The sequence below is a fragment of the Paenibacillus sp. 2TAF8 genome, from assembly GCF_052114825.1.
Classification (GTDB): domain Bacteria; phylum Bacillota; class Bacilli; order Paenibacillales; family Paenibacillaceae; genus Paenibacillus.
Window position 1 is genome coordinate 25763 of the sequence record NZ_JBFRFN010000002.1, and the last position, 21745, is coordinate 47507.

19 protein-coding genes are annotated in these 21745 nt (G+C 42.2%); 4 read left to right on the forward strand and 15 right to left on the reverse strand.

Features of this window, described 5'->3' with window-relative positions; genetic code table 11:
- Window positions 1–128 precede the first annotated feature (128 nt).
- Window positions 129–1031 carry an AraC family transcriptional regulator gene (locus AB4Z30_RS02270; RefSeq protein WP_441922906.1) on the forward strand — a complete coding sequence of 301 codons (903 nt, stop codon included), beginning with the start codon at window positions 129–131 and terminating at the stop codon, window positions 1029–1031.
- Window positions 1032–1066: 35 nt separating this feature from the next.
- Here the strand turns inward: AB4Z30_RS02270 and AB4Z30_RS02275 are convergent, their stop codons facing one another.
- Both AB4Z30_RS02275 and AB4Z30_RS02280 read right to left on the reverse strand, forming a co-directional pair.
- Window positions 1067–1630: a GNAT family N-acetyltransferase gene (locus tag AB4Z30_RS02275; RefSeq protein ID WP_441922908.1), complete on the reverse strand. Its 564-nt coding sequence runs from the start codon at window positions 1628–1630 to the stop codon at window positions 1067–1069.
- 94 nt (window positions 1631–1724) lie between these two features.
- Complete coding sequence (locus AB4Z30_RS02280) at window positions 1725–3233, reverse strand: MFS transporter (protein ID WP_441922910.1); 1509 nt, start codon at window positions 3231–3233, stop codon at window positions 1725–1727.
- Window positions 3234–3365: 132 nt separating this feature from the next.
- On the opposite strand from AB4Z30_RS02280, the gene AB4Z30_RS02285 reads away from it, so the two are divergent.
- Window positions 3366–4187, forward strand: a complete 822-nt coding sequence (locus tag AB4Z30_RS02285) for a MerR family transcriptional regulator (protein ID WP_441922912.1) — start codon at window positions 3366–3368, stop codon at window positions 4185–4187.
- Window positions 4188–4310: 123 nt separating this feature from the next.
- Here AB4Z30_RS02285 and AB4Z30_RS02290 read toward each other — a convergent pair whose 3' ends face one another.
- From AB4Z30_RS02290 to AB4Z30_RS02310, 5 genes are all read right to left on the reverse strand, one after another.
- Entirely contained in the window at window positions 4311–5945 is a 1635-nt protein-coding gene (locus AB4Z30_RS02290; protein WP_441922914.1) for a hypothetical protein, read from the reverse strand.
- Window positions 5929–6675 carry an ABC transporter ATP-binding protein gene (locus AB4Z30_RS02295; protein ID WP_441922917.1) on the reverse strand — a complete coding sequence of 249 codons (747 nt, stop codon included), beginning with the start codon at window positions 6673–6675 and terminating at the stop codon, window positions 5929–5931. The genes AB4Z30_RS02290 and AB4Z30_RS02295 overlap by 17 nt, the downstream gene beginning before the upstream one ends.
- 349 nt (window positions 6676–7024) lie before the next feature.
- Window positions 7025–7816 (reverse strand): SDR family NAD(P)-dependent oxidoreductase, encoded by a 792-nt coding sequence (locus tag AB4Z30_RS02300; RefSeq protein ID WP_441922919.1) that lies wholly within the window; start codon window positions 7814–7816, stop codon window positions 7025–7027.
- Window positions 7817–7870: 54 nt separating this feature from the next.
- Entirely contained in the window at window positions 7871–8911 is a 1041-nt protein-coding gene (locus AB4Z30_RS02305; protein WP_441922921.1) for a helix-turn-helix domain-containing protein, read from the reverse strand.
- Window positions 8912–9179: 268 nt separating this feature from the next.
- On the reverse strand, window positions 9180–9632 hold the full coding sequence (locus tag AB4Z30_RS02310) for a nucleoside hydrolase (RefSeq protein ID WP_441922922.1): 453 nt from the start codon (window positions 9630–9632) through the stop codon (window positions 9180–9182).
- Window positions 9633–9881: 249 nt separating this feature from the next.
- On the opposite strand from AB4Z30_RS02310, the gene AB4Z30_RS02315 reads away from it, so the two are divergent.
- On the forward strand, window positions 9882–11612 hold the full coding sequence (locus AB4Z30_RS02315; RefSeq protein WP_441922923.1) for a sensor histidine kinase: 1731 nt from the start codon (window positions 9882–9884) through the stop codon (window positions 11610–11612).
- Window positions 11590–13233, forward strand: coding sequence for a response regulator transcription factor (locus AB4Z30_RS02320; protein WP_441922924.1), 1644 nt, complete (start codon window positions 11590–11592; stop codon window positions 13231–13233). The genes AB4Z30_RS02315 and AB4Z30_RS02320 overlap by 23 nt, the downstream gene beginning before the upstream one ends.
- 106 nt (window positions 13234–13339) lie before the next feature.
- Here the strand turns inward: AB4Z30_RS02320 and AB4Z30_RS02325 are convergent, their stop codons facing one another.
- The 8 genes from AB4Z30_RS02325 to AB4Z30_RS02360 all read right to left on the reverse strand — a co-directional run bounded on the left by AB4Z30_RS02325 (window position 13340) and on the right by AB4Z30_RS02360 (window position 21665).
- Window positions 13340–15025 (reverse strand): extracellular solute-binding protein, encoded by a 1686-nt coding sequence (locus tag AB4Z30_RS02325; protein ID WP_441922925.1) that lies wholly within the window; start codon window positions 15023–15025, stop codon window positions 13340–13342.
- Window positions 15026–15073: 48 nt separating this feature from the next.
- Window positions 15074–15952, reverse strand: coding sequence for a carbohydrate ABC transporter permease (locus AB4Z30_RS02330; RefSeq protein WP_311279963.1), 879 nt, complete (start codon window positions 15950–15952; stop codon window positions 15074–15076).
- Between the two features lie 17 nt (window positions 15953–15969).
- Window positions 15970–16827 (reverse strand): ABC transporter permease, encoded by an 858-nt coding sequence (locus AB4Z30_RS02335; RefSeq protein ID WP_244159223.1) that lies wholly within the window; start codon window positions 16825–16827, stop codon window positions 15970–15972.
- Between the two features lie 678 nt (window positions 16828–17505).
- Window positions 17506–18468, reverse strand: coding sequence for a threonine ammonia-lyase (locus AB4Z30_RS02340; RefSeq protein ID WP_441922926.1), 963 nt, complete (start codon window positions 18466–18468; stop codon window positions 17506–17508).
- Window positions 18469–18480: 12 nt separating this feature from the next.
- On the reverse strand, window positions 18481–19485 hold the full coding sequence (locus AB4Z30_RS02345) for an ornithine cyclodeaminase family protein (RefSeq protein ID WP_441922928.1): 1005 nt from the start codon (window positions 19483–19485) through the stop codon (window positions 18481–18483).
- Between the two features lie 366 nt (window positions 19486–19851).
- A complete protein-coding gene (locus tag AB4Z30_RS02350) occupies window positions 19852–20745 on the reverse strand; it encodes an alpha/beta fold hydrolase (RefSeq protein WP_441922930.1) in 894 nt (297 codons plus the stop codon).
- 14 nt (window positions 20746–20759) lie between these two features.
- Window positions 20760–21365 (reverse strand): DUF2239 family protein, encoded by a 606-nt coding sequence (locus AB4Z30_RS02355; protein ID WP_441922932.1) that lies wholly within the window; start codon window positions 21363–21365, stop codon window positions 20760–20762.
- Window positions 21366–21536: 171 nt separating this feature from the next.
- Window positions 21537–21665: a DUF6254 family protein gene (locus AB4Z30_RS02360; protein WP_441922934.1), complete on the reverse strand. Its 129-nt coding sequence runs from the start codon at window positions 21663–21665 to the stop codon at window positions 21537–21539.
- Window positions 21666–21745 lie beyond the last annotated feature (80 nt).

Sequence of the window (21745 nt, forward strand, 5' to 3'; positions counted from 1 at the left end):
CCCCCTTTTGCCATTTCCCAATCCAGATTTCATAGATATAATTATAGGGATGAGTAATGGAGTTGTGTTATCACAAGAACCGACCAAGTTCCATACAAGATGTCGCATTATGACAGAGGAGAATAAACATGAATCTACCCATGATAGATATTGATGATATGGATATCAAGTTACAACTCGATGACCTTGTTCTTAACGTACTGTATGTAAAATTCGGTTATTTTCATCAAACGATGCCCAAGCACAGCCACAGTCATGGCAGCTATGAGCTTCATTATATTCCCCGTGGCAAGGGTCTTCTTATTGCCAACGGGTTGCATTATACCTTGACACCGGGCACCTTGTTTATGACCGGCCCTGAGGTTGAACATGAGCAAATCCCGGATCAAACGGACCCCATGGCCGAGTATTGTATTTTCTTCGAGATTGTATCGGGACCCCTCCACCTGAAACAAAATTCAAGGGATTTTTTAAAGAAGGGGCATCTCTCCAAGTGGCTGCTGGATACACCTTTCTGGATCGGCCCCGATCAGGAAAACATGATGACTTTATTTGAAATGCTTGCTCGGGAGGTATCTCTCAAGCATATTGGTTTTCATCAAATGACAACGAATATACTCGAAATGATCGTTGCTCGATCGATTAGACACTATCATCAAGGTCCTAATGTGTTAAATGCACCGGTTAAAACACTAAATGATAGCAGGCTTGTGACCATTGAGAACAGTTTCTTATATGATTATCAATCTATAACACTGAAACAGCTTGCGGACAAAATTGGATTAAGCACAAGACAGACAGAAAGAACCGTGCAGAAGCAATACGGAATGTCCTTCCAGGACAAAAAATGGCAAGCACGTATGGAGGCTGCAGCACAGCTTCTGCTGACGACCGATTTGCTGATTCGAGAAGTAGCTATCGCGGCAGGTTTTTCAACACCAGAACGATTCAGTCATTCCTTTAAAAAATATTATAATCAGTCTCCCTCGAAATATCGGAGTGAGCGTCATTTAGAAGGTATGAATGGATAAAGGTTACTGTTTCAATGAGCTACCATAATTGCGATCTAACTCTTCCGATAAGCAACCCTATGAAAAGCATTGATATAACGAAATAGTGCTTTACCATCATCAGGCACATGCTTGCTTCTACCCAGTGGCAACATCATTGCCTGATACGGTTCTGGCACCATGCTATATTGATGAACATAGGAGGTCAGAACGAATCCGTTACGTTGCCAGAACTGAATGCGTTCCAGATGAGCCTCCGTCGTCCCGGATTCCGCCTCGATAATCATGCCATTGATCCCATGTTCCCTTATTGCCCAAGTCTGAAGCTGCTTCAACATCCAAGTCCCTATGCCCGATCCACGCAACTTTTGTTCAACCGCGAGATAGTCGATGATCAGGATGCGTTCTGCACGCTTCCCACCGAGTCCAGAAACAGCCATAGTAACAACTTCCCCTTGATGCACGCCTATGTGCAAATAACCAATTCCACGATCCAGCATACTGCGTAGAATCGCTTTTGTCTTGGCACCGGTTGGAAAAGCCTCTCGATAGATCCTCTCCATCCGCGCCCACAAGCTTTCATCCCAGGTGTCTATCGTTGTAAACTCTAATTCCAGCATGTTATTCGCCTCCAGATGGTTATCAAAATTTCTGGCTCATGTTGTTGATCAACAGCGAGTTCTATTAATTATACTATTTTAAAACTAAGTCACCTTATCCCAAGTGCCGCAGTTCTTCTACTTTTTTCTTTGATCGTGTTCCAATCCATAACATGCTTATTGAAGCAACTACCAACAACACAATAATGGCTACAATAACAGCGAAAAAGGACTGATCAAACGCAAATCGTGCTGCCTGTTTCAATGTTTCCGACGCTGATCCAGGCAGCTCTTCTGCTACGATTAAAGCTTCATCCAAACTATCTTTCACCTTTACTGAAACATTCAATCCTGTTGGAATTTTCATAGTTAACGTGTACACAAGACCTGATAGGCTTCCGATTATAGCTATTCCTGTAGCTCCACCAACTTCATATCCCACACTTTCCATCGATGCAGCCATACCTGCCTTTTCATATGGGGCACTGCTCATTATAGAATGAGAAGCTACAGTCATCCCGCCACCTAAGCCTACTCCAAAAATCGCTAGTCCAAATACCTGCCCAGCAATGCCCGAATCAAATTGTACAAGATAGATTCCCAATCCTGCTGCTGTAATGAATAGAACAGCACTCTTGATATAAATAACATTGAAGCGATTCAAGAGCATTCCGGTCACTGGAGCTGCAATGACAGATGCAAAAGGGATCGTTAACGTATATACTCCGGCTAGTAGTGGGCTGAAACCTTCTATCAATTGAAGGCGTTGCGTCACAATATATTGGATTCCCGTCATACCAAATAAACCTACCAATGCCGTAATAAATCCTGTGGTAAACAGAGGTATCTTAAATAATGAAAGATCAATAAGCGGATCAGAACTTCTGTTTTGACGACGTATAAAGATAACAAGTGCCACAATGCCGACAGCAGCTCCAATAACTGCAAAAGTTACCGAACCTTCGCGGCGAGTAAACTCCTTGATCGCATAAATTAGAGTCACCAAGGCAATCATGATTTGGATTGAACTGGTTAAGTCAAACTTTTTACTTCTATCGCCTTCATGTTTTGGAACCAGCAATATGGTTAGTACAAATGCTAGTATTGCGATGGGTAAATTAATTAAGAATACAGATCCCCACGAGAAATACTCGAGAAGAAGTCCACCTACAATGGGTCCAAGTCCTGCACCTCCTGAGGCAACAGCACCCCAAATACCAATAGCCAAGCCTAACTCACGCGGATCTGTAAAAGTAACTCTGACGATTGCCATAGTAGCGGGCATCATAATTGATGCCCCAACAGCAAGAAGTACCCTTGCCGCGATCAAAACATAGGGGTTGGGAGCAAAAGCTGCAGTAAGTGAGGCTATTGAAAATATAATCAAACCTGTTAAGAAAACCCGTTTATAACCAAGGCGGTCTCCTAATGTTCCCATTGCGGGGAGCAGACCCGCCATAACAAGGGAGTAACCATTCAAAATCCATAATTTTTGTGAAGCAGTCGCACCTATTTCATGTGTTAACGTTGGCATAGCCGTGTAAAGAATCGTCATATCCATGACGATGAGTAACAGTGCACTGGATACAATGATTAAAATCATCCAGCGTTTGAATGTTGACATAAGTAATCTTCCTCCGTACGATTTATTTTAAACTTTTAACATATTGAACTATAATGTATAGGGTAACCCTATAGTCAATAAACAATCTCAGCGCAACCAATATATAGCTATAGAGGCACGGAGGAGAGAAAAATGTCGAAAATATCAAGCGAATATTTCACAACCAGTGAACTAGCTAAAACTTGCGGAGTGACTAAACATACCCTTTTTCATTACGATGATATTGGACTGTTAAAACCTGAATTTGTCAATTCTAAAGGCTACCGTTATTATTCCGTTCAACAATGTCTTGTCCTTGATTTGATTATTGTGCTCAAAAAAGCCGGTAGTTCACTAGAGGAAATAAAGGCGTTTCTTCAGAAGCAAAATACGCCTCTATTAATCAATATGTTAAAAGAAAAACAGGTGGAGTTGGAAAGAGAACAACGTAGAATTACTCAAATGCAAAATATTCTGACAAGTGCCATCAAGATGACTGAGGAAGCAACATTAGAATTACGAAACTCACCAAAAATTCTGGAATGCCTGGAGGAATATTTCATAACTACCAAACTGGATATAGGTGATGGTGATAAGGAGTTTGCCAAAAAATTAACCGAACATCGAGACTATTGTGAAACAAACTATATCGATCATGAATTTCCTATTTGGACGATTATAAGTAAAGACCGATTTGAATCCGGGGGCGATTATCCTGAATACATAGCTAACCAAATAAAGGCCTCCATTCCTGAAGAAAAGATGTTGATCAAACCTGCAGGTTTATATGCAGTTATAGATCACAAAGGCTCATACGATAGCATGCCACAAACGTATTCTGTCATTAAAAAGTTCGTTGCACGTAAAGGAATGAAAGTAAGCGGAGATGTATATGCATTGGAATTGCACACCTATTGGACAGAAAAGAATCCAGACGACTATAAAATACGAATATTTGTTCAGGTATCACATTAGTCTCTTCCTCACCTGAAAGCCAGATGAATGACAAAATCCCCCCTTCTTTTTAAAAGGGAGGATGGATATTAAACGTTTAGACTAAAGATATTTTACGAAGATAGCAAATCCATATGTTCACTCTCATTTTACTCTAAAATGGTGATGAGCATATTTGTCCACAAGAGGTAACGCACTAAACAGATAACCTACAGTCAACACAATTAGGGAAGCAGTTAAGGCCCAAAGTGAAGGCCCTATAAAAATCGCAACAACCATACCTAATGAGATAAGACTGTTTACGATTGTAAAAAGAGGATGATTCGTATCCAACTCGTCTGTATAGGGCTGGAGCACATAGTACAACAAAAGATGATGTACTGAGAAAAAAACAGCCAGCGTAATAATCAAAATCAATATGGCAAGGAGTGTATCTATATTCCGTCCCTCACTTAATATGAGCACAGACACACTTATTACAGCCGCAAAACACAAGCCTAATTTTAGATTTCTGTTTAGTAAATATTTAAACCTTAAAAGAAAATGCTGCTTCGCATGCTTGCGATAAAATGCATATCGCATAAGTGGCATATCGCAATGGAAAAATAACATTTTACAGATTTGACTACCCATGGTCAGATTAAGGATAGCCATTATGAGTAAAGGTGTAAATCTTCCAATATAGTCTAGAGAAATATGGTCTTTAAACATGAGCGCCAGGACAGACAGGATCAAGCCCACGATTATAATGGCTGTTAAACGTCTGCGGAAAGGAACCCGGAGAAGATTAGCGTGTCTCTTTAAAAAGAGTCCGTGCAATTGCTCGTATCCCGTTTTGTCTAAGGTGCTCTGGATGCTCTCTTCACTCTCATGATGATTAGAAGAGTACATACCGCTCAGGTTATTTCCTTTTGACTGGATCATTCGTTGTTGAAGATCAGCGATCATGATTTCTTTGTTTAACAATGGATCAGCATAGTTTGTTACTGCTCGCACTGCAGCCGTATAATTCGTATGTTTGAGCAAAACATACCCAGCGACAGTCCCTGACAACACAATGATTGTCACAAACCAACGTTGATCAAATATCGCAGCCCCAAATAAAGGAATACTCCATTGTGCTAAAGGAAGGTATGCAAGAGCTAATGCGATTAACATTGTTAGACTTGTAACCCATGTTTTTTGTATGAGAACAATGCCCCTCCGCTGAAATATTGTCAAATGTAAAAACTCACATATGACTCTCCAAAACGTCATGATTCCCACGACCAGCAATACATGGATAATTGAAAAGTTGAAAAATAAGGAAACCAGCGTAAAGGCCATCCCTTGATACAAGTAAAATGTGGTATATCTATGAAATAGGACTGCCCGCATAAATCGAGTTGGCGCTATTCGCATAAGTCTGATTGCAGTGTACTTCATCTTGTTTGTTTCCAGCACTTTTGTACTCGTTACCGCACCCATCACACCACTAATGCAAAAATACATATGAAGAATAAGCGCAAATCGCTCCGTAGCATGATCTTCTGTCCATAAAAGTATGGGCAACGCGAGCATTCCCCAGAAGTAAAGTATACTCTCCAACAAACCAGCACCAAACATTAAAACAACTGCGATTGCACCTAATGTGCGTTTCGTCCGGAAAGCAGCGTATGTTTGGTCACTTATCAAAGTTCCTACCACCGGTAATCTTTGCATCATATATATTAAACGGTTGACTAGCGTAATCACCTGCAACTGCCACATGCGAGAAATCGTATTAAAGATTCCCTGCATCGGCATTCTCCTTATGGGCAACCTGTTCGCTTCCATCGCGCAATAAATCAATAATTCGTTGTTCAAAGTCGGGTTGAGTAAGAATGTCAGGTGATATCCGAGTCAAACTCCCATGATTTAAAATAACTAACTCGTCACACAGGTCCGTTGCCAGTTGTAAGATATGGGTTGAAAAAATGAGGATATGATCCTTTTTTATATCACGTAGCAGCTGTTTCATCTCGCTTGCCACGATTACGTCGAAGGAAGTCAAAGGTTCGTCCAGTAGAATGACTGCGGGTTTCGTCAGTAAGAATAGCATCATTTGAACTTTATTTTTCATTCCGTGTGAATACTGTTTAATAAGCTTGTGGCGGTCTTCTAATGTCATGTGCATCATGTCGAATAAGCCATCGATGTCATTTCCTCGCCCTTCGATTACATCAGCGTTAACATCTATAAAAAATCGTACAAACTCATATCCCGTCAGAAATTCTGGTAATATGGGCATAGAATAAACATAACCTACATCATCGATTTCCAAGTGAAGCGATGTTAATCCGTTAACTAGTTCCATTGTGCCGCTATCCGCCTGAATCTCGCCGCCCACACAATTGAATAAGGTTGTTTTTCCAGCGCCATTTCGACCAAGCAGGCCATAGATTTTTCCCTTTTCGAACTGAAAATTTAAATCACTTAATACGTTTTTCTCACCAAAACTCTTCCTTAAATTCTTTAATACCAGTTTCATTGATTAACTCCTCGCTTTCAAAGCCATTTTTTTCGTTCATATACCAATTGATTAATTGTTTAGTTTTCATACCTATCAATCCCTTCAAGTTATTTTCATAAAAGGATAACCGCTAACATCCCTTTAGAAAGGTAGACTGTCTTCTTTGACCCATGTAGTTTAACTTGGAAAATTAGACAATCTTTCAACTGATATTCGATCTTAATACATATTATTCCTTGTTATATCTGAGAATAAAAGAAAACGGCCTATCGAAGGATAGTCCGCTAGGTATTTTTAGCATTGGTAAAGCAGCCTCATCTTTCTTATTAATTCTTATCCATGTAAACCACTTATGACTGGAACTTCACTAGTAAATGGTTGGAACCATTCCCCCATCCATACGGATCGGTGAACCTTTAAATGGCGTTGCGTAAGGGCTGCATACAAATGTTGCTAGTCTTCCGATCTCGTTTGGTCTGATGAAGCGCTGCAACTCGGATTGCGGAAGATTGTTCGCCATGAACGTTTTTTCTTTCTCATCAAAGCTCAGACTCTCATCCTGAATGACACTCTCGATGATCTGCTCTACATTCTCCGATAGGGTTGGTCCAGGCATGATGGTATTGACCGTTACTTCCGTGCCTTTTGTCAATTGACTTAAACTCTTCGATAAAGAAAGCAACATGGATTTGGTTACAGCATATTGCGGCATATGTCCAGGCATTACAGCTTCTTCACTCGCGATAAAGATGACTCTTCCGAAGCCATTGTCCAGCATGGTTGGCAAATAAAATTTGGTCAGTGCGTTTGCTGAAAGAACGTTCGTCTGAATATACTTTTCCCATACCGTGTCGTCTACATCATAATAGGACATAATTTCGTAAATCCCGGTGTTATTGATCAAAATATCAACCTGTGGGAACGTTTTGAACAAAGCTTCTCGTTCAGTAGGATTGACAATATCGGCAGCAGCATTTTGAGGAGAAGTGTTCGGATAGGCAGTTTTGATCTCACGTACGATTCGTTCTACCTCTTCAGCATATCGTCCATTGATAAGTACGTTGACCCCTTCTTTGGCTAACTCCACAGCAATCGCTTTACCGATTCCTTTTGTCGATCCTGTCACCAGCGCTGTTTTGTTTGTTAATCCCATATCCATAAACAATTTCTCCTTTTTCTTTCTAGTTGGCTTCTAGTTGATTGAAATAAGTGCTTATTTACCTGTAGAAGTATCTTCTAGTTTGGCGTATCTCTTCGCATGTATGCTTCGCCAATTGGCGGGAGTATCTCCTTCCCAAGCACGAAATGCACGGTAAAATGAATTCTGGTCTTCATATCCGATCAGGAATGCGACTTCCTTGATATCAAGCGATAAGTCTGCCAAGTACATCCGTGCTTGTTCATGTCTTGCCTGGCTGAGCAGATGTACGAAACTTGTTTTCTCATCCGTTAATCGGCGCTGTAAAGTGCGGTCACTCATGCCAAATTCCTTAGCGATAGTTTGTACTTCTGGACGTCCGGCGCTTAAGCTACGCTTCATGATCCATTTGACCATGTCCGACATGGAGCGATTTACTTGGTGTTCATGTAGCGTATGATCCAGTGCAGGGCTCAAAATCTCAAGTAACTCCTCATTATAGGTGAGAAAAGGAATATCCAGGTCTTGTCGATGTAACGTCAACCGATTTCTACTAGCATCTGTTCGGATCGAGCAACCAAAATAAGCTTCGAGAGCTTTTACATCTCCCATCGGCTCGGTAAATTCTACCGCACTTGCAGTCAGAGGCCGTCCTGTTCCCTTCCGTCCCAATTCAAGCAGGAATGCTAATGTGATGCCGACCAGTAATGGTGGAAAAGTGTGATCGATGACGATCCACTCCAGATCAATTGTGCATGTCTCACCCACCTCAACCGTCTTCAATCTTTCAGGAGGACAGAGTTGTTTATACCTGGCCATTCGATGCAATGCATCGCGATAATTACGTGCATGATATGTGGCTAGTATCGGCGGCGGATACTTCGTTACTTCATATACGGTTACAAGTTTAATGATCCCTTGGGCAATATCGCCTGCAAGGTCAGAATAGGCTTGCCAAATAGCATAATATTGAGCAGTATTTACTGTCGTTTCGGAAATAATAGTAAGCGGTAATCCGGCTTTGCGAGCTACATCATGTGAGGCAATCCCTAACTGACGCAGCCCTTCCCAGAAACCTTGCGGCATTTTGATACGGTTATAGGAATGGGATGACATTCATTTGCACCTCCTTCTGCTGACTGACACTCTCGAATGACCAATCTTCCTCGTCTTCGTTGACTTATGAATATGATGATACCCTCAACTTTCATATATGTAACTAGCACAGGGTGACAACAGATTAACGAATTACGCCATTTTCTAAGCCATGGTCAGGATACAGTCCTTTCTTCGAATATACTTCCGTGTATTGAAGCACTCTGGAAAACTGTCCCCAATAACATAAAAAGTCGCTAAATTAGCGACTAAAATTAAAAATATCACTTCAGCTCTGTAATGTACGTGATAAAATTTGATAAAAACGTTCCTTATCGACTTGTCGGGAAATCTCCACGTTTCCATTAGGGTCTGCAGTGAATGAGGTCCCTCCCATCAACGATTCCTCCTGGGTTTCCACCCGAACAAAACCTTTCTCGAATTGACAAACTTCAGGATAAAATATACTAACGGCAGCGAGGGGATCATGCAGAGTCAACTTGTTCGAGCTTTCCAGCCACGAATTGCCAAAATCCAATACAGCTCTCATTAACTCCGAATTGGCAAGAAAAAGTCCCCCTGCTCTGGCCGCTTCTATAGTCAATTGATCCGTAATTTCCAGTGTTATGGCCCGGTGAGCCGCTATGTTAGAAGCAAAAACAATTTGGGATGCGAGCGGATCCGCCCAAATCGCGTCATCAATATCCCCGCCAATATCGGTATCAAGCAGTACTTTTTCCATGTATTAATCCTCCTGTATTTGAAATTAGCTACACAAGAGAACATTGCAAATCCCCATACTGCACCTCCAACATTTGATATAGCTCAGTTTATCATAGATGATTAATCAGACATCAAAATTTTGCACTTGGCTGAAGGAGTAAGTGACTCTAAGCGACTCCCTTATCCCCATGTTCCCTCCCTTAATATAGCAATATATTGTAGAATAAAGGATATTCATTATGCTTCTTTGCTACACAGGGGKAATAATATGTTGAAGGAAAAGTTTTCAAAAGAAAACGCCTCTATTTTTCAGAAGCTGGCGCTTGGGCTGATTTTGATGTTTGTACTAATCATCCTGATTTTTTGGTGGATCTATCGATTAAACGTGGATGAAATCCAGCGCGAGCTGCAGAAGAACAAACTGGGTGAAGTACGTTTCATGTCCTCCCAGCTGTCCAATCAATTCGAGCAGGTATTAATGAATGCGCTGACATTATCGGAGGATCAGTCGGTTAGAGGCTATACGTATGCCCTTACTTACGGGAATGACTTTGCTAAATACAAGGCCAAACTGGAGCTGATGGAGAAGCTGGCTCTTAACAGTGCATCAACTGCATGGAACAATACGATCATTTTGTATTATCCGGATGAGAAGGCTACTGTATCTTCGGATCGTGAATTTTCATTTCAGCCGTTCGTCATGTCTAAAGATCCGCTGGATAAATGGACGTTACATATGACCGAGGATGGTACCGGGTATTATTCGCATCTTACCAAAGGACATCGAGGCCCGATGTACATTGAGATCCGAATATCACTCGAAGTGCTGCAGAAAATGATGTCCGAATATACTTCCGGGACACCCATGCTATATGATTCTCGTTTTAAGACAGCGATCCGGGGAGCAAGCTCTTCAAAACTTGCCGAAGCGGATGCACAGGTTATTCCACAGCTCACGGATGATAGCGGTTTCTTCGAGATTTCATTTCAGGATCAGAATTATTTCATCAGTTATATGAAAGCAAGTATTCTCGATCTGTACTTTATTGATTATCATCTCACCAATCAGCTACAGCAGTCTATCTCACGTAACAATACGTTGTTTGTGTTGGCTCTGGTGGCGATGCTTCTGCTCTCTCTGTTGTACACTCTGGCGTTGCGGAATCAGATCCAACAACCGATTATTCGTTTGCGTAAAGCGATTGATCGTTTTGACCGGGGAGATTTCTCCAGCCGTGTGGATGAAACACAGATTCTCGAATTTAGAATATTAGGTCGATCATTTAACAGAATGGCTGAGAATACCCAGACGTTAATCGAGCAGGTGCTACTTGGAGAGCTTTCGGTCAAAGAGGCCAGGTTGAAGCAGTATCAGGCCCAGATCAATCCACATTTTCTATATAACTGCCTTAATTACATTCAGAGCAAGTCCAGTGTAAAGGACTATGAATCGGTAACCGCCATGACCTTGGAACTGGCCGCCTATTGCCGTTATATTCACCGCATTGAAGATATGGATACAACGCTTGGTGAAGAGCTCCGTTTTGTGAATCATTACATGTCCATTATACATATGCGAAAAAAAAGTATTACCTGTGAGATTCATGTGCCAAAACAGCTTCTATCTATTCGTATTCCTCGCATGATCCTGCAACCGCTCGTTGAAAATGGTGTCAAACACGGGATAGAACCTTCCATGGGTCCTGGGAAAATTACAATTCGTGCAGAGCAGGATCAGGAGTTCATACGTATCACAGTTGCAGACAATGGCGTAGGTATGCCGTCAGAACGGCTTGCACTCATCAGCGAGCATATGGATGAATTAACACGTCCAGAAGAACAGATTGGAACAGGAGTCCGAAATGTAAATCAGCGAATCAAGCTTACATATGGCAAACGATCGGGCTTGTCCATACAATCCAGCCTATATGAAGGTACCACGTACATCATTACTATACATAAGGAGGATATTGCAGATGCATCAGATTCTGTTAGTTGACGATGAATCCTATGTGATCGACGATCTTGAGATCTCATTCCCATGGGATCAATACCGTATTGAGCGTATTCACAAAGCATACTCCGGCATGCAGGCATTATCCATTCTGGAGGAACAAACGGTAGACATTGTGATCACTGATATTTCAATGCCTGTCATGAACGGACTTGAACTGATACGGCAGATCAAGGCGGTAAAACCCAACCTTCCCTGCATTTTGCTTACCGGTTATGCCGAGTTTGAGTATGCCAAAGAAGCGACGAAATATGGTGTTGTCGAGTATTTATTGAAACCGCTGGATGTCGAAAAGCTGGCATCCTGTCTCGAAAAAACAGTGCTGTCCATTGAAGAACAGATTCGCAGGGCTTTGTCCTATGAACAAGCCATGAACTCATTTCGTGAGCACCTGCCTTCGCTGAAGGACAGGTTGCTGAATCAACTGATTGAAGGTAATCGTTATTCAGAAGATGTTTTGAACGATAAGTTGGGCCATTATCAGTTACCCTTCAGTGCGGAAGATAATGTGCAGCTCGTCCTGATTCGGCTGGAAGAACATTTTACGAAGCATACAACAAACAGCCTGCAGTTGTTTGAATACGCTGTGACCAACATTGCATGTGAGTTGTTCAATACGGCTTTTTATACCTGGCATTGTAGGGATCATTACGATTATCTGGTCTTTTTATTAAAGTCTGCTGGACCTGCTGACAACAACGAATTGCATACTTCAACAGAGACGAATCACAGTGAGCAACCCATGAAGCAAAATCAAGATCTAACCCATCTTTCCCTGCAGTTGCATCACAATGTTAATGAATACCTGAAAGGTGGTATTTCGGTTATTCTTAGCCATGGAGGCAGACTCCAGCAAGATATTCGTGACATGTACGAGCAAGCCCTATCGGCTCTCAAAAAGCAGGTAGGTAACGGCACGGGATACTTCCTTTCCCTCGAGGAAAGTTATCGCCCCGTATCCATTCGTTCTTTGCATATATTATATGAACCTCCAACCTTCAATCATTTACTTGAAACGGCACAATGGGAAGTATTCAAAGAACGTCTACACCGAATTAAGATCGGATATAGTGCGCTACCTGAACAAACCGAAGAACATCTGGATGAGATTCAGATTGTATTGTTATCCGCCTTTCATTACATTGCCCACAAAAACCAAGCGCTGTTGTCCGATCTGGTAGGAAATGAATGGGTTCCTCGTGTGCCCTTTCGTTCAGTCTCCCAACTTACGGATTGGGCGGATAACATGCTTGATCGGCTGCGTATTAAGCTGGAAGAACAGTCTTTTGATGAGCAACATGACGTCATTCATCAGATCAAGACGTTTGTTTCTGCTAATCTACATTCCCTCAGTCTTCAATCGATTGCGGATCATGTATCCTTGCATCCGGTATACGTCTCCAAGCTGTTTAAACAACTTCAAGGCATCAGCTTAAGTGAGTATATTCTTGGTGTTAAAATGGATCTTGCCCACTACCTGCTTAACCATTCGCAGGATAAGGTATATGAGATTTCGGAAAAACTGGGGTATGCCAACTCCCAGTATTTCATCAAGGTGTTTCGTGATAAATTCGGAATGACACCGCAAGATTACCGGGAACAATAGAGCAGCGTATCGTGAAGAAAGTTCACGTAAAACAAAGTGAGAAAAAACCGCGCTTCACGTACACAGGTCAATGAAATCCCTTGTACATGAAGTGCGGTTCGTTTTTTTATTTTATCGTGTCATACCATGCATTAACTTCTTCCGTGATCTCTTTACCTCCAGAAGTCATGTACTGCTCCGCAAAAGTATCAAATTCATCAATCGGCGCTTGGCCATAAATGATTTTGTTCAATACTTCTTTTTCCAGCTTGGTCAGCATATCGCCTCTGGCAACCTGTGTTTTCGTTGGAACACCCGTAAACATCTGAGGCATTACGATATCTTTTTGATCAATAACAATTTTGGCTGCCTTAATCTGTTCAGGGATTCGGTCGGCCAGGTTTTTCTCATACTGAGTGGTCGGCTCCTTGCCATTCGCAAGATCGGCTAACGTATTCATCATCAGGTTAGGAATGATCGCTCCATCAAAGGTGAGTGTATAACGGATCGCATCAATCCAGCCGCCCGGAATTTTGTCGCTTTGCTGCTCTTTATACACCTCACCGTCAGGGCCGATATCATAATCATAGCCTTTGGCAAACCCGTGTACAAATGTTGTACTGTCCGGATTAGCCCAGTTATCAAACAGATAGTTCTGGTATACAAAGAATGCGTCTTTGTGTTCCATATCTTTGTTAATCAGAACAGCACCCGTACTGATTGGTGTTCCGTGACGTCCCATTTTACCATCAGGACCAGCAGGAAGTGGATAAGCTTTATATTCAGCACCTGGCACATTTTGCTGCAGATCCGGGATTGGCCAGCCTGTCATCCAATAAGGACCAACGATAATACCAGACTTGCCGGCAGTGAATGCTTCAGCGGCTTTGGGCTCATCGTACAGTCCTGCTTCTTTATCAATGTAGCCTTTCTGCATCCAGTCTTTCATCTTCTCCAGTGCCGGTTTCATCTCGGGTTGGATAGAGCCGTATGCAAGCGAACCGTCTGCTGCTTTATTCCACTGATTCGGCATCGCTCCAAACATGCCAAAGATCCAGCCGGATTCTGCCATCCATGTGTTCAAATTGTTTTTGAACCCTACAGAGAGAGCAACAGTATCCTTCTTCCCGTTTCCATCCGGGTCTTGGTTGACGAAGGCATCCATTACCGTTTCTAATTCATTTAATGTTGTTGGGGCCTTCAGATTCAACTTCTTAAGCCAGTCTTCACGAATATACATCACAGGATCATTGTTGTAAGCGTTCTCCAGAATAGGGATTGCCATTCGTTTACCATCACGGATGTAGGGATTCCACACATTCGGATCTTCCGCCATCGCTTTTTTATACGTATCCGAAGCATATTTATCGAACAGTTCTCCTGCATCCACGAATTGACCCGATTCAATTAAATCACTGATCAATGTTTGACTACCGCGGAAAGAGATAATATCCGGCATTTTCTGACCTGATGTGAGCATCAGACGAAGTTTGGTCTGGTAAGCATTATTTTGTTCACTGACCGTCCATAAGTATTTAATGTCGATCCCCAGTGTATCGTGAGCCCACTTCGTATGAACGTTATTTTCAATGTTTTCCCCATTTTTGAATTTCAAGCTGCTGGTGATTGGGAATACCGTCGAAATGGTAACCGGTTCAACATACTTGCCATTTTCAAATGGAGCGGAATAAAATTCATTACCGTCGTTAGGATTTTTCTGTGATGTAGAATCATTGCTACACGCTGCGAGTACGCCAGATAACATTGTGGCAGCCATCAAAATGCGAAGCGGCTTTTTCCATGTATTTAACATGTTGTCTCCCCCATATCATATAAAATTTTAGTTATACCAGCGTTTGTCTTACTCCTTAACAGCACCAAGTACAATCCCTTTAACGAAAAAGCGCTGCAGCAAAGGGTACACAACCAAAATAGGTGCCATGCCAATGAAAATCTGAGCGGCCTTGATCGTCCGTTGTGAGATATTCTCGAGGTCTTCGGGACGCACGGAAACTTTGCTAAAGTCTTGCTGAACGATGATCGTCTGCAGGAAGGTGGCGAGTGGATACTTTTCGTGATCCGTCAGGAAAATCAAACCGTCGAACCAGGCGTTCCAGTGCCCCACCATGGAGAATAGGGATAGTGTGGCGATGGCTGGCATCGACACAGGTAAAAAGACGGAAATCAATGTCCGAAAGTAACCGGCACCATCGATGAAGGCAGCCTCTTCAAGCTCTTTAGGCACATTGCGGAAGAAATTTAACAACAGGATCATATTCCAGACAGAAACTGCTCCGGGAAGAATAAGTACCCACATCGTATTGAGCAAATTAAGCTTCTGAATCAGAATGTAGAATGGAATTAAACCTCCACTGAACAGCATCGTAAATACAAAGTACCACGTATAGATATTACGACGTTTGAAGCTTCGGTTTTCCCGAGATAGCGGATACGCTGCCAGAATGACAACAATCATACTGAGAAGTGTACCCAGCACGGTTCGCTGTACAGCAACCCATAGGGAACGGATAAAGTTTTCATTCGCCAACGTTTTCTCATAAGCATCAAAAGTAAATTCAACCGGAAAGAGTCCAACCAGATTCGCATTGGCAGCTGCTTTACCGCTGAAGGAGACCGCGAGAATATGGATCAACGGGATGATGCAGAGTAACGATAATAAAATTAAGAATGTATAGTTAAACACGGTGAAAACTTTGTAAGGTTTTGTTTTATGATACATGCCGTGAGGTCTCCTTTCTAGAAAATACGGTAATTCGCAAATTTATAAGCTGCCCGGTATGCGAGCACAATCAGCACGAATCCGACAACCGATTTGAAGAGTCCAACTGCAGCCGAGAATCCAAACTTTCCATCGATGAGACCTACGCGATACACAAAGGTATCAATGATGTCACCCTTATCGTAAACGAGCGGATTATATAGATTGAAAATCTGGTCGAATCCTCCGTTCAAAATATTTCCAAGGGACAACGTTCCCACAACAATCATGATCGGAATTAGAGCAGGAATCGTAATGGACCAGGTTTGCTGCCAACGGCTCGCTCCATCCACTTCAGCAGCCTCGTATAGTGCCGGATTAATGCCTGCCAGCGAGGCGAGAAAGATAATCGCACCGAATCCGAATTCTTTCCAGATATCACTTGTGACCACGACGATTCTAAACCAGGTACCTTCTCCGAGGAAAAAGATTGGTTCCAGACCAAACACGGCCCCAAGAAACTGATTGATCATACCTTTTGTTGCCAGCATGTCCAGCAGTATTCCGCCAAGAATAACCCATGACAAAAAGTGCGGCAGGTAAACGAACGTTTGTATGCTCTTTTTGAAGGTTTCCTTCCGGACTTCATTCAGCAGCAGGGCAAAAACCAGCGGGGCAATCAGACCTCCAATCAGTTTCATTCCCGCAATAATTAAAGTGTTCCAGATCACCTGTACATTCTCCGGCATGCTGAACAGAAATTGGAAATGTTCTAAGCCGATCCAGGAAGACTTAGCAAACCCGAGCCAGGGTTTGTAATCCTGAAAAGCAATGACCAGTCCGCCCATCGGTATGTAAGCAAATATGAACGTCAAGATAACCGCTGGCAGTAACATAAGATCCAGTGCCAGTGTTCGCTTAAAGCCTTTTTTGCATTTCGTGTGCCGGGGACTCGGACGAATCACATCGGCTTGCGTGGGTGTAGTGGCTTTTGCATTACTCATTCGTGTGCTCCCCTTCTTTCTCTATGTTCTGCAGAGATAGGCTTCAGACTCTGTTGTATCTCCGTATATTCAGTATAGATTCAGCGCTTCGAAGTCAACATGATAAAACGATAACTTCGATAACAAATTATTAATATGACGTGTTGTTTGAACGAAAAAAACCTCATACCTATGGATGTTCTCCACAAGTATGAGGGTCCTGAAACATCAAGAGCAGACCACTCTATAGAAGGCATTTTTAAATGTTTTATCACATTTAAAAGGTCATTATGAGACCTATCCTCAATTTGAGATTAACATAAGCAACTTACTTCCAGCCCATAGTAAATAACCAACTTGGGTGATAATATACATTGATCGTTCAACACCGGTTAATGGCCTTTGTATTTTAATTTTTCTCAAGTGTAGGAAATAAACAAAGGAAGCAACAAGTAAAAAAATCACTCCCAAATCATTAAGTGTGCTTAACATGAGTATCTCCCCTTCCCTCTCCTTCTGGTTACATTAGCGTTTCCAAGGAAATTATCAACTTCAATCACCCTCATTTTACATTATATACAATTTTAAGGGTTAGTATTTGGATAAAATATTAAGGAGTACATCTCCATCGATGTTGCCACCGCTTAACACAAGTGCGATATTTTGCCCTCCAATTCGTTCTCTGTGTTCCATAATTGCCGCAACCACAGTAGCGCTTCCTGCTTCAATAATATATTTTTCTTCTTTGGCCAGAAAACTTACGGCTTGGCCAATCGAATGCTCCGACACCGCAATAAAATCATCAACATAATCTTTAGCCATCTCGTAACTCAGTTTTCCAACCCCACCAAGCAGTGCGTCGCAGAGGGATTCTTCGCTAGGATATTGTTCATATAAGGTATGATCTTCGTAAGATCTGATCATGGCCGGGCAGGCTTCGGTTTGCACTCCAATAATTCGGATGGACGGCTTGATCGATTTGGCAGCTACCGCAATCCCTGTAATCAGGCCCCCACCGCCTACTGGAACGACGATCGTATCAATATCCTGGTTTTGTTCTAAAATTTCAATGCCTATAGTCCCTTGTCCACCATATATTTCCGGATCATCGTAGTACGGATCAATATAAGTTAAATGATGTTCATGAATGTACTTCATGCCGAGGGTATGAGCCTCGTCAAAATCTTTACCTAATTTCATCACTTCTGCCCCAAAATAGTTCATTTTATCAATCTTGCTTTGCGCTGTCGTTTCTGGAACGATTACCTTGACGTGATTAATTCCGAGAATGGAAGCTGCGTAGCTCACAGCACTACCGTGGTTACCTGAAGAGATGGCAGCAACGCCTCTATTCGTTTCTTCCTCAGATAGTGTCATCATTTTGTTTAAAGCCCCTCGGATTTTAAAACTCTTTGCTCGTTGAAACGACTCCAGTTTGAAAAAGTATCTTCTATTCAGATCGCCTAAATAGAACGATTCTTCAAGTGGTGTTTGCTTCAGATGTTTCTTGATGCGGTCATATGCTTGTAACACATGTTCATAGCTAAAAGTCATTTTCATTCTCCCCTAGATGTCAATTTTAACGCCAAGATTTTTTTCCTCTGCAGTCTGTAACGCCATTTTTGCTGCATATATATCCAAAATCGCCATACCTGTCGCATCTAATATAGTGATTTGTTCTTTTGAGGTTCTTCCCTCTATTTTCCCTAAAATCAAATCACCGATCTCACCGCATATATGGCTTTCTGTAATCTTTCCTTCTTTCAGTGGTATTTCAACCTCACCCACTTGCATACAGTGTTCTTTATCATCTACATATAAGCGTGCTAGTGACATCAGGTTGGAATCAATTTCCTGTTTCCCCGCCATATCTGCACCTATGCTAGAAAGGTGTGTGCCTTCTCTGACCCATTCTCTCTTAATAATTGGTGTTCTCGATGAAGTTACGGTGATAATAATATCACTGATTTTTACAGCTTCTTCTAGTGATTCCGCTGCATTAAAGATAATATTCTCTATGTTAATACCAAATTCAAATTGAAGTCTGTGAGGTAAGGCGTGTACAAAAGAGTTCAGCTTCTCTTGGTCCCTCGCGGCAACACAAACCGTATTTAAGTTCGGAAGCACAGACAAGGCACAAGCAATTTGGAAGATCGCCTGATTGCCAGAACCTACGACAAGGAGAGTTTCAGAATCCTGCCTTGCTAGATATTTTGCTCCGATCGCTCCCGAAGCGCCTGTACGTATGCCAGTAATAAAGGATGCCTCGGTTATTCCTAAGGGTCTACCTGTTTCGGCATCAAATACGTTTATGAGCCCTGTTAAGGTAGGGAGATGCTTCGCTTCATTCTCGGCAAACCATGTGATCGTTTTATGGCCAAATACCTTTTCATGTTTCAGGTAACCTGATTTGATGTCCATGTCTGCCTTGCCTGGAACAAAATCGTAGAAGATTGTAGGCCAAGTCTCCGTGTTATCTTCGCTCCTAGCCTTGTATACTGTTTCTACTAGGTGTATCACCTGCGGTACATTCAATCCTTGTCTGACTTCGTTATCACTTAAAAATCGCACCTGGTCCTCCTCCTTCTTAATCAAAAAAAGCACTGAATCTCATCCCTCCTACATTACGTAGGCCCTAGTGGGGAGTGAGATTCAATGCTTTTTATCGTTTTTACCCGGGGATAAAAACAAGCATGATATAAAATTTGTAGCTTTATTTTAGCTGAATTTTGTTGAGAATACAACGAGAATTCAGCTAGGCAACTGTGAGATAAAGGAATGCGGGTTTTGATCAGTGAGGGAAAGGTGTTGAAGTACAAGGGCAACATCTGTTTGGCTTGAAATCATTTCTCGCAGGTGTTTCGTTTTTATTGGTTTACATAACTTTAACTATGGTGATTATCTATCATATATTTTGGTTGAAGTCGAACGTATATATTATCTTTTACGCCGGGCTGTCCGTTCGATTGCATCAACAACTGTTTCGAACAATTGCTGCGGAAGATCATGGCCCATACCTTCAAGTAACATCAATTCTGCATCATTGATAGCTTCCGCCGTGTCTCTACCGCAAGCGGGAACAAACATCGGATCATCCACTCCATGAATGACTAAGGCTGGAACCTTAACTTTTGCCAGTCGCGCCCGTCGATCACCTGAAACCGCAATTGCAGCAATCTGTCGCCCAACACTCCCCGGATCATAAGCTCGCTGTATTTCTTCTCGAATGAGCGAATGAAACTCGTCTTCCTCAAATGGGTGACCTGTACCGGCAATACGCTTGGCAAAAGCTACGCTGTGAGCCAAATATCCCTCTTCATCCTCCATCGGATTTGGTGCTGGTCGAGTCATTAGCGCCATGACTTCCGGAGATGTTGGTGGAAGCTCAGGATTGCCTGTAGTTGACATCATGGAAGTAAGCGAAAGGACACGCTCCGGATATTGGCTGGCCACAAGCTGGGCAATCATACCACCCATCGAACGACCAACAACATGTGCTTTTTTGATCCCTAAGGCGTCCAACAACCCAATCGTATCGTCAGCCATTGTATCAAGGGTATATGGAAGCTCAGGAAGTTTTCCCGACAGGAGTGTTTGGGCAAGTGATTCGAAATCTAATGTTGCATGATTGGTATAATGGGTTGATAACCCTGTATCTCGATTATCAAAACGAATCACTCGAAATCCGCGTGCGGCTAACATCTCACAGAATGTAACCGTCCAACGAATCATTTGTGTTCCGAGCCCTGCAATTAATAGAATGGTTTCATTCTTGTCGCTGCCATAACTGTCATAGGCAATATCAATATCGTTTACTCTTAACATATTCATTATGATGTTTTCCTCTATTCCTGCGTGAATGAATTACTGGCTAAAGACTTAATATAGTCTCTGATATCGGGTGTCCAATCATCGATTGATTCGTAAAAACGATTTTCATTCGTGGCATAAAGTGCTCTCAAAGCTTCTTCGTATTGGGGCAAATCCCCCGCCATTGCTGTCATGAAATGATACGTTACTTCCTGTGCCGCACGAACTTTATTTCCGTTCTCCCCTGAACGGCGAGCCTCATCAATCAGTTTTCTCAGGGTTACCGAAGCGCCTCCTGGTTGAGCTTTAAGCCAGTCCCATTGTCTGGGCAGCAAAGTAACTTCACCGGATACTACCCCTAGTTTGGGGCGGCCGGCTCTGCGAACGGGTTGTTCCTTTTCTTTCGTATCCTTTATTCGTCCCGGTTCACTGTTAAGGCGGTCTAATATTTCCTCTAGGCTTCCTCGAAAATCAATATCTATCGGTTTCCCAGTAGAATCGTCAAATACAAGCAATTCAACAAGTTTACTCTCTTCCAAGTTTTCTTTTATGAATTTAACAACGTGTTGTAATGTACCTTTGACGAAATGTGTTCTGCCTAAAAAGGCAGTGCAGTTTATTTGGGTAAGCGAATCCTGCATGTTAACCCTCCTTTAATGATCTTTCTTTAAGAATTATACCCGGGTAAAAATATAAAGTCAATATTACCCGGGTATAAATATTTTGTCTGAAATTGCTTATAAAAAAATACTGTTAAAACTCCAATATAAATGTAAAATGACTGCCGGCAAATATCGCCGACAGTCATGCTCTTACTCCGTAGTATTCTTCCCTTCATATTCGCTTGATATTTCTTTGAGCGATCTGATTTTACCATGAGGGTGCTGTTCTTGCTTACGTGACTTCCAAGCAGCTTCCTGCCTTTTTTTCTGGCGAGCCATATAAGATCTCCTCCTCAGGAAATGAGAATGGTACTACTTCTCTAGGATGTCATTAACAAGTTGCTTTCATTCATACCAAG